This is a genomic window from Paenibacillus agaridevorans (genome assembly GCF_018604145.1).
GTDB classification, from domain to species: Bacteria; Bacillota; Bacilli; order Paenibacillales; family Paenibacillaceae; genus Pristimantibacillus; species Pristimantibacillus agaridevorans.
The window spans coordinates 8821615-8834655 of record NZ_CP075889.1 but is presented as its reverse complement, the minus strand read 5'-3'; the positions used below and the strand labels follow the sequence as shown (position 1 = coordinate 8834655).

At 53.4% G+C, this 13041-nt stretch carries 11 protein-coding genes; 5 read left to right on the top strand and 6 right to left on the bottom strand.

All coding sequences use genetic code 11. The features are described 5' to 3' along the window. Positions 1-152: 152 nt before the first annotated feature. The 3 genes from alr to KJW29_RS35105 form a co-directional block, all read right to left on the bottom strand. Positions 153-1343 carry an alanine racemase gene (gene alr, locus KJW29_RS35115; RefSeq protein ID WP_214631444.1) on the bottom strand — a complete coding sequence of 397 codons (1191 nt, stop codon included), beginning with the start codon at positions 1341-1343 and terminating at the stop codon, positions 153-155. A gap of 351 nt (positions 1344-1694) precedes the next feature. Beyond that, positions 1695-2882 carry a LolA family protein gene (locus KJW29_RS35110; RefSeq protein WP_214628144.1) on the bottom strand — a complete coding sequence of 396 codons (1188 nt, stop codon included), beginning with the start codon at positions 2880-2882 and terminating at the stop codon, positions 1695-1697. A gap of 198 nt (positions 2883-3080) precedes the next feature. After that, a complete protein-coding gene (locus KJW29_RS35105) occupies positions 3081-3953 on the bottom strand; it encodes an AraC family transcriptional regulator (RefSeq protein WP_214628143.1) in 873 nt (290 codons plus the stop codon). A gap of 151 nt (positions 3954-4104) precedes the next feature. Here KJW29_RS35105 and KJW29_RS35100 point away from each other — a divergent pair, with 151 nt between their 5' ends. The 4 genes from KJW29_RS35100 (at position 4105) to KJW29_RS35085 (ending at position 7527) form a co-directional block, all read left to right on the top strand. Further along, on the top strand, positions 4105-4935 hold the full coding sequence (locus KJW29_RS35100; RefSeq protein WP_214628142.1) for a phytanoyl-CoA dioxygenase family protein: 831 nt from the start codon (positions 4105-4107) through the stop codon (positions 4933-4935). 131 nt (positions 4936-5066) lie between these two features. Further along, positions 5067-5900 (top strand): lipoyl protein ligase domain-containing protein, encoded by an 834-nt coding sequence (locus tag KJW29_RS35095; RefSeq protein ID WP_214628141.1) that lies wholly within the window; start codon positions 5067-5069, stop codon positions 5898-5900. 656 nt (positions 5901-6556) lie between these two features. Next, positions 6557-6772, top strand: a complete 216-nt coding sequence (locus KJW29_RS35090) for a PspC domain-containing protein (RefSeq protein ID WP_087569558.1) — start codon at positions 6557-6559, stop codon at positions 6770-6772. A gap of 62 nt (positions 6773-6834) precedes the next feature. After that, on the top strand, positions 6835-7527 hold the full coding sequence (locus KJW29_RS35085) for a PspA/IM30 family protein (protein ID WP_214628140.1): 693 nt from the start codon (positions 6835-6837) through the stop codon (positions 7525-7527). A 256-nt stretch (positions 7528-7783) separates the two neighbouring features. On the opposite strand, the gene KJW29_RS35080 is transcribed toward KJW29_RS35085, so the two are convergent. Next, a complete protein-coding gene (locus tag KJW29_RS35080; RefSeq protein WP_214628139.1) occupies positions 7784-8545 on the bottom strand; it encodes an SDR family NAD(P)-dependent oxidoreductase in 762 nt (253 codons plus the stop codon). Positions 8546-8754: 209 nt separating this feature from the next. Here KJW29_RS35080 and KJW29_RS35075 point away from each other — a divergent pair, with 209 nt between their 5' ends. Next, positions 8755-10098, top strand: coding sequence for an FAD-dependent oxidoreductase (locus KJW29_RS35075; protein ID WP_214628138.1), 1344 nt, complete (start codon positions 8755-8757; stop codon positions 10096-10098). Between the two features lie 186 nt (positions 10099-10284). Here KJW29_RS35075 and KJW29_RS35070 read toward each other — a convergent pair whose 3' ends face one another. After that, entirely contained in the window at positions 10285-12042 is a 1758-nt protein-coding gene (locus KJW29_RS35070; RefSeq protein WP_214628137.1) for an ABC transporter ATP-binding protein, read from the bottom strand. Then, on the bottom strand, positions 12032-12907 hold the full coding sequence (locus tag KJW29_RS35065; protein WP_246608939.1) for a MerR family transcriptional regulator: 876 nt from the start codon (positions 12905-12907) through the stop codon (positions 12032-12034). The genes KJW29_RS35070 and KJW29_RS35065 overlap by 11 nt, the downstream gene beginning before the upstream one ends. Positions 12908-13041 lie beyond the last annotated feature (134 nt).

Genomic DNA, 13041 nt, shown 5'->3' with positions numbered 1-13041 from the left:
TCTATGTTAGTCATATATCAATTATGCTATATCGCGGCATGCATGAGACGTGCAGAATAACCTCTACAGTACATTCGATATTCGTTCCCCAAATTCCTCCGTCGCTGCCGGAATTTCCTTCATGAAAAAAATCCCACCAGATACGGACGCGGCTATGCCAGCTCGTTGCGAACCGAGACGACTGCCCCGCCAGACGTATAGACGCGAGGCACGCGGGACGCGATCATGCATGCAATCTCGTAGTTGATCGTGCCAAGCTGATCCGCGAGCTCTTCCATCGTAATGACTTCGTCGCCCTGTCGTCCGATCAGCACAACCTCCTCGCCCTGCCGAACCTCTCCGGCTTCGGAGGCCGTCAGCCTCTCGTCGTCCAGCGTAATCATGCACTGGTCCATGCAAATCGTGCCCCGTATCGGCAGCTTGACGCCGCGCACAAGTCCATGCGCTTTGCCCGAGAGCATCCGGCTGTACCCATCGGCATATCCGATCGGCAGCGTGCCGATTCTCTCTCCGCCTTTTGCGAAATAACGGGTACCGTAGCTAATTCCCCAGCCCTCAGGCGCCTGCTTGACGAAGGAAACCTCCGTCTTTAGCGACATAACCGGAGCAAGCGCGATCTTTTCCCGATTTACTTCGGCAGACGGGTACAAACCGTACATCGCGATTCCAAGCCGCACCATGCCGCCCGCCCACTCCGGAGTCTCCATCCCCGCGGCGCTGTTGGCCGCATGAATGATCGGTAACCGGATACCGCGCACCTCAAGCGCCTTGGCAACGGCAGAGAAGCGCTCATGCTGCGATTCCGTATATCCTTTGTCCAGCTCATCCGCGCGCGCATAATGCGTAAACATGCCCTCAACCTCAAGCTGCGGAGTAGCCAGGCAATGTTCGACGAACGTTACCGACTCTTCCAGACCCAGCACGCCAAGACGGCCCATGCCGGAGTCCACTTTTACATGGATCTTGAGCTTTCGACCATTCGGAGCCTCCGGAAGGTTTGCCGCAGCCTCGCGAACATCTTCCCTGAACATGCTGATTGTAATATCATGCTCTCGAGCAAGACCAAGCGCATCACCAGGCACGTAACCCAATACAAGAATAGGCGCGCGAACGCCACTTCTCCGAAGTCCCAGCGCCTCATCCAGGAACGCGACGCCCAAATAATCAATGCCGAAGGTCTCGGCGGCCTTTGCAATCTCCACGGCTCCATGACCATAGGCGTTCGCCTTAACGGAAGCCATCAGCTTGCAGCCGTCGGGAAGCGCGGCGCGTATAGCGGCTAGATTGTGCCTCAGGGCGTCGAGCGAAATTTCTGCCCTCGTAGGGCGATAATACGAATCCAAGTCTTTCACCTTCTCCTCTTGCTTTCAATGCAAGTTCAAAAAGTCCGGTTTTCAGCACCGAGAAGATTGGATGAAGGTAGAAACTGAGTAGCGGAGCGTAGTGGAAGCTACGTGAGCAACGGAAGTTTCGCCTGAATTCAATATTCGATGTCGAGCAGGCAACGCGACCATACTTCGTGATCAAAAGCGGACTTTTTGAACAACCTCTTAAATGCAGGAACAATCCGGGCAGTCAACATCAATAAAATCAATGTTAAACGAGGCTGCCGGGACTGTCAATGCAATGCATGCCAGAATCGGCTGGCACGTATTGGAAATCCCATGCCAGCCGAGTATTAAGCAGGTTATTATTTATTTCGCCATCTCGCCTTGAACCGATTGCGCAACCTTCAACATCTCGCTCTCCGGCAGATTATCGCTCGTAAGGCGGAATTGCTGACCCTCGTACGTCCAGGTAAGCGTCTGCAGCTTGTCATCGCCCGTGATTTGGCCAATGTTGTCGAATCCGACATCCACCATACGCCCGGGAACAAGCGTGGTTGCCACATCCTTCGGCATCGTCTGAATGAGCGTGTAGCTGTATACTCCCTCATAACGTGTAATCATGCCGGGATTGCCGCCGAATACAATGTCCTTGGCATCCTTCATCGCTACGCCTCTCGGGAGGTACGATGGTCCCATAGCCACGAAATCTGCCGGCTCTTCGCCTTCCACGCCAGTCGATGCATCCTCTTCTTCTGCACCTGCTTCTTCGTCGCCGGGTTCTTCCTCGTTATTGCCGCTTCCTTCAACCTTGCCGTCCGTATCCTCGTCTTCGACGGCATCGTCGCCAGGCGCCGTGGTATCGTCGCTGTTCTCCGGCGTTGCTACGGTCGGTTCGTCGTTGCCGGCCGACGGGGAAGCTTCCGCTTGCATATTCGCTTCCGTCTGGAATACGCTCGGCTCGAACTTCGTTCCGAACTCGAAGTCGTCGAACTTCACGTCTACGACGACAGAAGCGTTCGTATCGCTGACTTTCACCTGCACCGGGCTGAGATCCGCTTTGTCCAGCCAAATCTTCTGGCGGGCTAACGAGCCGTTGTTATAGCTCGCCATAACGTCGAACACGTAGGCGTCCTCGTCTACGGCGAATACTCTGGAGTTGTCTACAATGATGCTTTGCGCAAGCGTCTGGTACAGATAAACCTGACCTTGATTTTGCGGCCAGTCGCTTTGAAACCGGAATACTTTGTTCAGCTTGGGTGTCAATACGAATACGCCATCATCGTTGCGAAGCACGATCTGCGTAATGTCCTTCTCCTCGTTCGTCAGCTTGATGCGGTAGTAATGCGGCGTCTGGTACGACACCTCCACCTGATACGTCAGCGGCTGCTGGCCGGTATGAAGCGTCATCGTGCCGTTGCCCTGATAACTCTCCATGTCGTTCACGTACTTCTCGAGATCCTTCACCACGGACTCGGCGTCCTTTGTACCACCACAAGCAGATAGAACAAGCGCGAATACCATAATAATTGCCGCCGTCCATGCCATGCGACGCATGTAATCATCCCCTCTGACCATCGAATTTTTACTGGATGATAACATGTCTATGTGGGGACTTGGACAATTATGCGGACAGGGTTGACGAGCTGGCGGGATATTTTTAAGGATGAGGTCAAACCCTGATATTTTCACCGTCTAATTCAATCGCTTGTCGTACTGTTTAATACGAAAATACATCATGCGGCGTCAACTGTTTCAAGCTAAATCCACACGGCCTTGTTGGCGATATTCGGATGGCGTAAGCCCCGTTTGCTGCTTAAAGTTATTCGAAAAGTAATGAATGCTGTTATAGCCAAGACGTTCTGCGATGCTCTCTATTCTTTCGCCGCTAAGCAGTAATTGTTTTGCCCGTTTTACTCGCTCCGTCATCAAATAATCCTTCGGACTGGTTCCCATTTCCATCTTAAACAACCTCGAATAATGGACAGGATGATAACCGCATAACGCCGCTAACTCGGCGACAGTCCAGTGACGTTCAGGCTCTGCGCGGATGGCGTCCAAAGTAGCGGCCAGGAAAGGAGATACAACTCGCTTGATTTCACCCAATCGGCAACGCAGCATATGAGTGATCATCTCCAGCATAATCCCGCGCAAGCTCCAATCAAACCAATCATGCCCGCCTCGATATTCCTTTACCAAACGCAATAAGAAAGGCTCCATCCCCGGATATGCGAACTTGTGAGGGAAAAGCTCACCACGACGGTCCCCAAGCGAGACCTCATATCGAGCCGCTTCTTGTGCGAGCTGCTCCGGCTCGCAGCCCAAAATCGCATATGCGGGATGAACCGGCGCCGGAGAAACATGATCGAAGTGGAAATGAACACTATAGTAATCGGTCTCTTCTAGCGTTTCCAGGCGATGAGGACTCTCGCTTCCAAAAAACACACCTTGCCCCGAAGCGATCGCGATCCGTTCGTTGCCCAGTTGCAACACGGCACTTCCTCTGATTACATAAAAGATTTGACAATCCGGAATAATCCGCGGTCCCCACACCGTGCAAGGTTCGGCCTGATCACGGCTTGCAAAGTTGACTGTCGGTTTCAAATCGACAATAGAATATATTCTCACCTCAACCTGCGCTCCCTTATTCCATTCTCCGAAAAATGTTGAATAATTATAAAGATATCTAGCACTATTGCAAATACATCTGAAAACCCTTCCACTATGCTTATAGTATCAAATATTACCTGATAAAGGTATGAGAGGGGATTATCAACACATGTTAACAAAAGCGCAAATCGAACAATTTCATCGGGATGGCTTTTTAAAAGGCGGGATCGTACTAAGTGAAGCCGAGGTCGATCTGCTGCGCGCAGAGCTTGATCTTGTCATGGAAGGGAAGTCCGTGCGGAAACCAGTAAGGAATGTAAATTTGCTGGAGGGTGCTGGAAATATGGGCATGGACATGACAGTAAATGAAAAGGTCGTGCAAATCGTCAACATTTGGATGGCGAGCGAAGCCTTCTATCAGCATGCGCAGAATGAAACGATTTGCGAAGAGATCGCTCAGCTTTCGAATACGGATACGGTACGAGTTTGGCATGATCAGATCCAATACAAGCCGCCTTATTCCGGCGGACCAACCGGCTGGCATCAGGACCATCCCCTCTGGCCCGTCATCCAACCCGCTGATCTCGTAAGCGCTTGGGTCGCTTTGGATGATGCCGTCATTGAGAATGGCTGCATGTGGATGGTACCCGGCAGTCATCTTTGGGGCAACCACCAGCGCTACTTGGCAAGCGACGATCATTTCAAACCGTATCATCGTCAACCGGAACTGTTGCCGGCAGATGCAATCGTCGAATCGGTGCCGTTCGAGATCAAAAAAGGTCAAGTTGGTTATCATCACTGCTTAACGTGGCACGGCAGCCCCCACAATCGTTCTTCATTAAAGCGTCGCGCGATTGCCGTCCACTACATGCCTGGTCATACACGCTATGAACCTGCAGGCGGACATCCGATGGAAAGCCACGTAAAAGTACAGCCAGGTGAAATCCTGACGGGGGATGACTTCCCTGTCGTCTGGACACGCGCTACTCCTCAGCAATGATCATCGATAGATGCCGAAGGGGATCGCAATGATAACCGATTCGATGGAGGGAAACGTATTTATCCGCTGCGAAGGGATTGGTGTTACAATACGGGTAGTCTATACATTTTCCCATAAGAGAGGAACCCTGCATGCCCTTCAAGGAAGAACCCGCCATCCTGCTGCTCGATCGAATGAACGATTTCCGCCATAGCAATCCCTTGTACGCCTTTGCCCTGGATGAGCTCCTCTGCCGAAGCGCCGGCAAAGGCGGACCGGCGATCTGTCATCTATGGCGCCATCCCCATGCGTTCGTGCTGGGCCAGAAAGATAGCCGTATGCCGCGAGCCAAGGAAGCCAGGCAGTGGCTGGAGGAGGGGGGCTGGATGACGGTTGTGCGCAATTCTGGCGGAGCGGCCGTTCCTCTGGATGCCGGGGTCGTTAATGTCTCCCTCATTCTTCCCAAGAAGAATGCCTTGGATCTTCGATTCCATAACGACTTCGAACGGATGTATGATTTAATAGCGGAAGCCTTGCAGAGTTCCGGTCGATTGGTGGAGAAAGGCGAGATTGCAGGCGCCTATTGCCCCGGCGACTTCGATCTGAGCATCGAAGGCTACAAATTTTGCGGCATCGCCCAGCGGCGGCAGACACATGCATCGATCATACAGGCTTTCGTCGTGGCAGAAGGCTCCGGCCGCACTCGCGCCGAGCTCGTCCGCGCCTTCTATGATGTCGCCTCTTGCGGCGACGACTCGCTCGGCCACCCCATTGTGTTCGGCGACAGCACCGCCAGTCTGGAGGAGATTGCCGGCCTTGGCCCGCAAGGTGCGCTTGTCTTCGCCGCTGCCATCAAGTCTGCCATTCAGAGCAGGCAGACGCCAGCCGGTGTCGAGGAAGCCGCTGCTCGACTAATAATGCCCACGGAGGAAGAATTGGATACGATGGTGAGCTCGCTTAAAAACCGATACGCGGCGGATTGCTAGCTCCTTTGCTTGCTCTCGTCACCGTCAGCTCTACCAACAGCTCGATCCATTTTCATGCTGGAGTTGCGACCGAGAGACCTTGTTTGTTTTCATACTCACACGGTCCGTCACTGCCTCATTCGGCGGATTGTGTATGATTTTTCATACTCGCACGCTTCATTACTGTCTCACTCGGCGGATTGTGTATGAATTTTCATTCTCGCATGGCCTAACATGCACCTATTCGACGGATTGAGTATGATTTTTCATACTCGCATGCCCTATCGCACGCCTACTCGGCGGATTGTGTATGATTTTTCATACTGGCATGCCCTATAGCACGCCCACTTGGCGGATTGTGTATGATTTTTCATACTCGCATGCCCTATAGCACGCCCGCTCGGCGAATTGTGTATGAATTTTCATACTCGCATGACCTATCGCGCGCCCGCTCGACGGATTGTGTATAAATCAGGCTGCTCAGGAGCCCCTTGGGGTTCCCGAGCAGCCTTTTTTCCGTACGTCCCACCTCACCGCAATCCCCTCTCCCGGTCGTGCGTCCGAGTCCTGCCCCGCCTAAAGACCAGTTCCAACAATAGACTGCGGACTGTTACGAAGCATTCGCCCGAGCTATACAATAAGGACATAGATGAGCAACACGAAAGGATGAATGCGAGATGAAAAAATTGTTTCGTTCCACTTCGGACAGTAAATTAACCGGATTATGCGGAGGACTTGGACAATGGCTGGGGATCGACTCCAACATCGTCAGAATGCTGGTCGTTATTGCAGGTTTCTTCAGCTTCGGCAGCGTGCTACTCATTTACTTGATCGCTTCGCTGTTCATTCCGAAGGCGCCGTATAATGATTTCCGTTTCGTCGACCACTACTAATCCGGCAACAACCAAAGCAACAACAATCACATCCAAACTAAACATATAGGGAGAGAAATGACATGGGAATTCTACAACGCGTATTGAATATGACGAAGGCTGCCGCTAACGAGATGCTGGACAAAATGGAAAATCCGGTTATGATGCTTAACCACTATTTGCGGGACTTGGATGAGGTGATCGAACGCACGGAACGTTCGATGTCGCAACAACTCGTCCAGGAGCGCGTAATGGGCTCCAAGCTGGGAGAACTGCATGCGCAGGCTCAATATTACGAGGGCAAAGCAGAGCAAGCCGCGTTGGAAGGCCGTGAGCAAGAAGCACGCATGGCGCTGGAAGCCAAGCTGCTATATCTGGAGCAAGCGGAGGAAACCGCAAAGCTGCGGGACCTCGCCAAGCAATCGGCAGACGACCTGCGTTTGCGCGTGGAAGGTCTGAAGGAAGAGAAAACTCGTTTGCAAAGCAAACGCGAAGAGCTAATGACACGCGTAAGGCAAATGTCGGCAACGAGCGAAGCCGGTACCGGCAATGGCGTATACGGCGGACCGACCCACCTGCATAGCAGTTCGGCAAGCAAAGGCTTCGAGAGAATCGAGCAGAAGGTTATGGAATGGGAAGCCACCCGCGAGCTTGCAAGAACAGCTCCGGCAGGCGGGGCAGGCGTCGGATACGCCCCTGTCGACATCAAGGGAGAACAACGTTCCGCCCAGGTGGAAGAACAATTGCAACGGCTGATGAGCAAATCCGGCAACTAGCCTTTATATACAGCTCTTGCTTATGGGGCTGGCCTCAGAAGGAGCAAAGCGGATGAGCCGGTCCCGCCTGTTGAACGAAAAAGCCTTCAAACCATTGTCTTAATGGGTTGAAGGCTTTTCCGCATTATAGGAAATCATATGATTTCCTGATTCCACCATACTCTCTCCCTATTTCTCGGCAAGGTTAAGAGCCGCGCCGCCAAAGGACGGCAGCCGTTTCAACTTGCTTTTACGCATGTTATTCCTCAGGCGTCCATTATTCCGCGTAAATCATTTTACGAGTCATGCCGCCGTCCACCGTTATATGTGTACCCGTCACAAAATCGTTCTGCGGATTCGTCAGATATAAACATGCTTTAGAGATATCCCCCGGCTTGCCTACTCGTCCCGCGGGATGCTGGGCATGATCCTCCGTTCGCAGCGCTCCGTAATCGCCCGTCTCGATCCAACCTGGACATATCGCATTGACCGTAATTCCGTCGGGACCGAGCGATGCAGCGAGCGCGTGCGTCAGCGACAGGATCCCGCCCTTCGATGCTGCATAGGCTTCCGAGTAGGGCTCCGACATGTGCGCTCGCGTCGATGAAATATTGACGATGGAGCCGCCGATTCCATCCTTCCTCATCAGCTTGGCTCCCTCGCGCGAGCAGAGAAACGTGCCTCTCAGATTCGTATGAACGACATGATCCCATTCGTCGATCTCCAGGTCGTACGGCGACTTCCAAATACCGAAGCCCGCATTGTTGATAACGATATCCAATCGCCCGAACATAACCTCGATATCCGCGAATAAGCGGCTTACTTCTTCAGGCTTGCTGATATCGACAACAAAAGATGCGGAATCCAGCTCTTCGCGTTCCAACAGCGCAGCCGTTTCTTCCAGACCGGCTTCATTTCTGTCCGCAATGAGCGACAATGCCCCTTCCCGCCCATAAGCCAGCGCCAGTTCGCGCCCGATTCCTGCTCCCGCTCCCGTAATAAGCACGATTTTCCCGTCATGCGTTCCTTGTTCGGTCATTATTGCATCCCCGCCTTTCCGGTGGTTGGTTTGATGGTTTGTCCTATTTTAACATAAGAAATCCCAATTCCTAGTTTGTGAAATTGTTCACAATTCAGACATTGTCATGCCGACCTGTTTGGCGTATTATAGGAGCAAGACAACGTTGTGAAATAAATCACATTATTGGTTGTGAATTAATTCACTATATACATTAGGAGGCGCTTTATATGACAACCCCTACTCGCATTGCCGTGATTGGATGTACACACGCCGGAACCGCCGCGATTCTGAATATGGTTAAACTTTATCCCGAGGCCGAGATCCATGTATTCGAGAAAAACGACAATATCTCGTTCCTCTCGTGCGGTATTGCTCTTCATGTAGGCGGCGTCGTAAAGAAAGCGGAAGATCTGTTCTACGCTTCGCCGGAGCAGCTTGCCAAGCTGGGCGTGATGACGCATATGCGCCATGAAGTATTGAATGTCGACACCGACGCGAAGCAACTGGATGTGAAAAACAGCGTGACCGGCGAAAACTTCGCGCACAGCTTCGACAAGCTCGTCGTAACGACCGGCTCGTGGCCGATTATTCCGAAGCTGGACGGCATCGGGCTTGATAACATTCTGCTCTGCAAAAATTACGGGCATGCCCAGACGATTATCGAGAAAGCCAAAGAAGCCCGCAGGATCGCGGTCATCGGCGCCGGCTACATCGGCATTGAGCTCGTGGAAGCGTTCGAGGTATTGGGCAAAGAAGTGACGCTCATTGATAATATGGACCGGATTCTATACAAATATTTGGATCGCGAGTTTACGGACATTACGGAACGCGAATTGACGGACAAAGGCGTACAGCTCGCACTGGGAAGAACGGCGCAATCGTTCAAAGGAGATCCAAGCGGCAAGGTAGCCGCGGTCGTGACGAATGACGGAGAGTTCGAAGCCGATATGGTCGTTCTCTGCATCGGCTTCCGCCCCAACACGGATCTCCTCCGCGGACAAGTCGACATGCTGCCGAACGGCGCCATTATCGTCGACGAATATATGCGGACCAGCAAGCCGGACGTGTTCGCCGCGGGCGACAGCTGCGCGGTTCGCTACAACCCGACCGGGGCGCATGCCTACATCCCGCTTGCGACCAATGCCGTCCGGATGGGCACGCTGGTTGCCCGCAATCTGATGAAGCCAACCGTACAGTACATGGGTACACAAGGAACGTCGGGCATCAAAATTTACGATTACAATATCGCATCGACGGGTTTGACAGAGACGGCCGCGACGGCAGCCGGCCTAAACGTCAAGCAAGTAACGCTGCAAGACCATGACCGTCTGGAATTTATGCCGACCTACGAAGACGTTACGCTGAAGGTCGTCTACGATGCCGACACCGGCCGTATCCTCGGCGCGCAGGTCATCTCGAAGGTCGACTTGACTCAATCGATCAACACCTTGTCGGTCTGCATTCAGAACGGCATGACGATGGATGGTCTCGGCTTCGTGGACTTCTTTTTCCAGCCGCATTACAACAAACCTTGGAACTTGCTTAACCAAGCCGGCTTGCAGGCGGTGTAGCCCTCTAACGCCCCGTTTACAAAGAGCCAGTCGCGTTTTCAACGCGGCTGGCTCTTTGGCAATCTGCGAGTCGTATTGCTTTTCAACCGTTCTAACAAAACCAACGCTTCCGTTTTACTCAACGTTGCAGTTGGTTTCAATGTTTCGTCGGGTCGGGATATCAATCCTATTTAATCCACCCCCACCTCAAACCGCAGCCTCGCTCTCAAGATGCTGTCCCTTCGCGAGCTTGACGTACAGCTCATGGGAGCGAAGCAGTTCCATATGCGTGCCTTGCCCCGTCACTTCGCCCTTTTCTAATACAATGATCCGGTCCGCATTGCTGACCGTCGACAGGCGATGCGCGATCACGAGCGTCGTGCGTCCCTGCATAAGCTTCTGCAACGCGTCCTGCACGAGCCGCTCCGACTCGCTGTCCAGATGCGCCGTTGCCTCGTCCAGCAGTAGAAATTCAGGATCGCGAAGCATCGCTCTCGCGATAGCGAGACGTTGCCGCTGGCCCCCCGACAGCTTCACGCCGCGTTCGCCAACCTCCGTTTCGAGCCCATCGGGAAGTGATGCGATCAGCTCCGCCAGATTCGCTCCCTCCAACGCCTCGGCAATTCGTTCCTCGCTAACATCCGAGCTCAAGCCATATGTGAGATTATGCCGGATAGAGCCGGCCATCATAGGGCTTTCCTGCGATACGTAAGCCAGCCGGTCCCGCCACTGCTGTAACGACATCGCAGACACGTCGTCTGCGCCGTAACGAATCGTACCTCCCGTAGGTGAGTAGAAGCGCTCCACAAGCGAAAAAATCGTCGTTTTGCCCGCGCCGCTGGCGCCTACGAAAGCGGTCATGCCGCCGGCGACGGCCTCGAACGATACCCCATTCAGAATGGGACGATCCGGGGAATAGGCGAAGCTGACTTTCTCAAAAGAAATCGTTTCAGAAGCAGCAATTCTTCTTCCGCGTTGTTGATTCGCCGGACGATCGTCGATGCCCCGCTCCGTCTCCGCCGGCTCTTCTATCAGCTCGATAATTCGCTGCGATGCGCCGAGCGCCTTCTGGAACTGTGTAAAGAACGATGCCATCTGCGTAAACGGCATGACGATCTGGAACATGTAGAGAATGATGGCGACAAGTTCGCCCGTCGTGATCGTTCCTTGCGCGACTCTGACGCCCCCGTATCCGATAAGCAGTACGAGAATGAGCAGCATGATGGACATCATTAGCGGCGTAACGATGGACATGATTTTCGCTTCCTTCATGCCGAAACGGAACAAGCTGCCAATGCGGCCGCGTCCTTGTCTCAGTTCGGCCGGCTCGGCCAGCGAAGATTTGACCAATCGAATTTCCGTCAGCACTCGCCCTAAATCGCCCTGAAACATCGCGGTTTCATCCTGCATCGACTTCGAGATCGCGAACATCTTGCTGCCGAGCGGCCACAGGATAAGCAGCGACGCCGGAACGGCGATCAGCATAAGCAAGGTCATTCTCCAATCGAGATACAGGAGAATGCCCACGCCTCCAACGATGGAGACAATGCCTCCCAGGAAAGATATGACATGCCCAACGATAAAATCCTTGATGACGTTCGTATCGTTGGTTATCCGACTCATCGTCTCGCCTGACGTATTGCGGTCGAAGAACGAAACGGGCAGGCGGAGCACCCGCTCCCAAACCTCCCGGCGCAAACCGGCCACCATATACTGTCCGACATAGGACATGGTATAGACGCCGAAGCCCGACATTGCGGTCTGTAGCGCGAATACAGCCCCTAACATAATGACCGTAGCGCTTTGCAACGCGGATGCGGAGGCTTCCTCGACGACATCCCGCGTGAGCAGCGGAATGAAGAGCGACAACGCTGTTTCTCCCAGCCCCAATATTATAGCCGCGGCAATAATCCAGCCCTTCGGCCGGTGTTTGCCGACAAGCGCCAGAAACGGTTTAACGTTCATCTTGACTCACTCCTTTCAACCAATCCTCTTCCATAACGCCGACCTTTTCCATGACAGCCGCGAGAAATAACTCTTCTTCCTTCGAAAATCCGCTGTAAAAAAGCGCGGGATCAAGCTCCGCTTCCGGATTGCCAATCTCGGACATCGCTCGCTCCATCTCGTTCTTTTGCTCTTCGCTCAGATGCTCCATCGCTTGTCCGATGACCTCGCTCAGAAGCTTTACTAACTGCAGCCCCGAGCGCAGCACTACCTCATCGTCTGTACTGCGACCTTCGCGGCAATAGCCCGTCAGTTCAACCAGCACAGCCGTCATCCTTTTCTCAAGCTCCAGCCGCTCCGCCTCCGGCATGCCCTCCATAAAAATCGCGCCGACAACAGGAGCCGGCAGCCGTTCCGCCAGGTAACGCTTCTGCGCCTCCTCGTTCTGAATGTTGTGTATGAAGAAAAGCAGCAGCGAGCTGTCTATTTCTCCGGCTCCTTCAAGGAGCATCCGCATGCGGTCCAGCGTGCCAATCGCCTTATCCAGTTGATCCCGCTTCTGGCTTAGCAGCTCGCGCTGCAGATTGAGCGTAGCGGTCATATCACGATTCCGATCGCTCAGATGCTCCGCGATTTCGTCCAGCGAGAAGTCCAAATATTTCATCGTCAGTATTTGCTGCAACCGGAGCAGATCCCCTTCTTGATAGAAGCGATGCCCTTGCGCATTGCGCCCCGATGGCTTCAGCAGACCTTTGCGATCATAGAAACGCAGCGTACGCTCCGTCGTTCCCGTCATGCGGGCGAACGCCCCGATCGTATACGTGCGCCGATCATCGGCCATTTCGTTTCCGATTTTTCCGTTCGCATTTTCGTGTTGGTCGCTCATCACATTCCTTTCCCTCCCCTTCCTGCCAAGGTGACTCGGCCGTGCCGTCCTTTGGCAGCGCAGCCCGTTTCAATTCGAGATATATAGAGAAAGTATGGCGAAGATATACTTTCCTTCCTTCAAAGCATAGCACT

What these genes read in the sequence shown, in the direction of transcription:
- KJW29_RS35095 (WP_214628141.1), top strand. Translation starts at nt 5,067, where the DNA reads ATGCCCTTCAAGGAAGAACCCGCCATCCTGCTGCTCGATCGAATGAAC.
- KJW29_RS35080 (WP_214628139.1), bottom strand. Translation starts at nt 8,545, where the DNA reads ATGACCGAACAAGGAACGCATGACGGGAAAATCGTGCTTATTACGGGA.
- KJW29_RS35100 (WP_214628142.1), top strand. Translation starts at nt 4,105, where the DNA reads ATGTTAACAAAAGCGCAAATCGAACAATTTCATCGGGATGGCTTTTTA.
- KJW29_RS35085 (WP_214628140.1), top strand. Translation starts at nt 6,835, where the DNA reads ATGGGAATTCTACAACGCGTATTGAATATGACGAAGGCTGCCGCTAAC.
- KJW29_RS35090 (WP_087569558.1), top strand. Translation starts at nt 6,557, where the DNA reads ATGAAAAAATTGTTTCGTTCCACTTCGGACAGTAAATTAACCGGATTA.
- KJW29_RS35110 (WP_214628144.1), bottom strand. Translation starts at nt 2,882, where the DNA reads ATGCGTCGCATGGCATGGACGGCGGCAATTATTATGGTATTCGCGCTT.
- KJW29_RS35075 (WP_214628138.1), top strand. Translation starts at nt 8,755, where the DNA reads ATGACAACCCCTACTCGCATTGCCGTGATTGGATGTACACACGCCGGA.
- KJW29_RS35070 (WP_214628137.1), bottom strand. Translation starts at nt 12,042, where the DNA reads ATGAACGTTAAACCGTTTCTGGCGCTTGTCGGCAAACACCGGCCGAAG.
- KJW29_RS35065 (WP_246608939.1), bottom strand. Translation starts at nt 12,907, where the DNA reads ATGAGCGACCAACACGAAAATGCGAACGGAAAAATCGGAAACGAAATG.